Source organism: Roseovarius gaetbuli (assembly GCF_900172365.1).
In the GTDB taxonomy this organism is placed as follows: Bacteria; Pseudomonadota; Alphaproteobacteria; order Rhodobacterales; family Rhodobacteraceae; genus Roseovarius; species Roseovarius gaetbuli.
This window is the reverse complement of the sequence record NZ_FWFJ01000107.1, coordinates 1-1,932: the sequence shown is the minus strand read 5'-3', so window position 1 is coordinate 1,932 and position 1,932 is coordinate 1. Positions and strand designations below refer to the sequence as shown.

Below are 1,932 nucleotides of genomic sequence, written 5' to 3'. Positions count from 1 at the left end.
CTTCTGACGGGTTTGCGTGATTTTTCGTTTGAGGCGGATGTATTGACGGGTGCTTGGGCTGTTTTGGCTGGGGATACGCCGTGTGGTTTTGCGGGGCGTGTTGTGGGGTATCGGCGTGCGGCGCGGGTGGCGCTGGAAGGTGAGGTCAAGGGCGCTAAGGGGCTGTTGGCGCATGAGTTCTTTGCCGATTACGGGCGCAATTTGCGGTCGGGGTTCACGGCCTTTGCGGATCTGGATGCCGCGGAGGTGGCGGCGGCGGCGCGGGTGCGTGAGATGCTCTGCGATCTGGCCGAAAGCGGCTCTGATACGGCGGATCTGGATGCGGACGAGCAGCGCTGCCTGCTGATGCGGGGGATGCTCTTGCTGCCCAATTGGCAGGTGCCGCTGCCGCAGGAGCCGCAGCGGCTGCCCGAGGATGTGCTGGAGCGCTGGGTGCATTGGGCCAGCCTGCCGCCATTTCTGGGTCGCGCGGGCGAGGATCTGGCCTGGGTTGCCCATGTGGCACGGCTGCTGGACTGGATTGCGGACGGGCTGGATGCGACGCAGAGCGCGGATCTGGACGCGCGGGATGCGGCGCTGCGTCGGCGGTTGCTGCGGCTGTTGTCCGGGCTTGATCTGGGGCAGCTTTTGCTGGTGGACGCACCGTTGAACGCGGTGCAGCGGGCGCGCAACCGGGTGCTGGAGCATGTGGCGTTGCGCAGCGGAACGCCGCGCAGCGCGGTGCGGGCGCTGCCTGTCAAGGGCGTCGATTTCCCGGTGTCAGAGCCGCAAAAGCAACGCATCGGCATCCTGTGCCGGACGTTTGAGAAGGGCCCTGACAGTGAAGCGGTCGTGGCGTTCTTCCGGCGATTTGATCCGGCACATTACGAGATTTACGCGTATTCGGTGGGTTTTCGTGACCGCGTGGCGAGCAGGGATCCGGAGTTTGACACCCGCTTTGACAATGCGATCACCCACCGGCGCGAGTTGCCCGGCGATCCTTCGGGGATCCGCTCGCAGATCCTGGCGGATGATCTGGACGTGTTCCTCTATGCCAATGCCACGACCTACGGGATCCAGCCGATGGATATCGCGCTCTACCATCGTGTGGCCCCGGTGCAGGCGGTGCTCAACAGCCATGTGCCGATGGCGATGGGCTATCCGTCGTTTGATGCGGTGATCACGGGGCTGAGCGATGATCCGGCTCAAGAGGTGGCGCAAGAGCAGCACAGCGAAACGTTGATCCGGGTGCCCGGGCCGGTGATCAGCTATCTGACCAGCTTTGAGCCGCGCAAGACCCCTGCGCTGAGCCGCGCTGATTTGGGGTTGTTGGACACTGATATCGTGATGATGAACGCAGGGTCCTCGATGAAGCTGCGCCACGAGAGCCTGCGGGCGATGATGCGTTCGGTGGTGGATGTGCCGCACGCCAAGCTGTTGCTGGCGCCGTATAATCCGGGCTGGGCGGCGCGGTCCCTGGCGTTTGCGTTCAACGTGCAGGTGGCGGAGGTGGCGGCAGAGGTCGGGCTGGACCCTGCGCGGATCGTGATCCTGGGCGAGCTGAGCGTGACGGAGGCGGAAGCGGCGCTGTCTTGCGCGGACATCTACCTTAACCCATTCCCGCACGGGGGGGCGACAATGACGCATCTGGCGCTGATCTACGGGGTGCCGCCGGTCACCCTGCGGCGCGGCTCGACGCGGTCGATCGACCAGTTCCTGGTCAGCGCACTGGGGTTCGAGGAGCTTCTGGCGAGCGATGTGGAGGCCTATGTGGCACTCGCCCAGCGGCTGGCGCGCGACACCGCCCTGCGCACCGACACGGCCACCCGCCTGAAACAAGCCGCCCGCAATCCCGTCTTCGTCGACAGCCCCCAGCACTCCAAAGCCATGCAAAAAGCCCTGGAACACCTCGTGCGAAACGCGTGAAAAAGCTCAAAGGCCGAGCGCCATGGG

General features: G+C 65.1%; 1 protein-coding gene. It reads left to right on the top strand.

Annotated elements, in window-relative coordinates; translation table 11 throughout:
* Nucleotides 1-1,905: tetratricopeptide repeat protein (locus ROG8370_RS19755; protein ID WP_212580141.1), on the top strand; the 1,905-nt coding region annotated here is incomplete at its 5' end.
* Nucleotides 1,906-1,932: the final 27 nt, after the last annotated feature.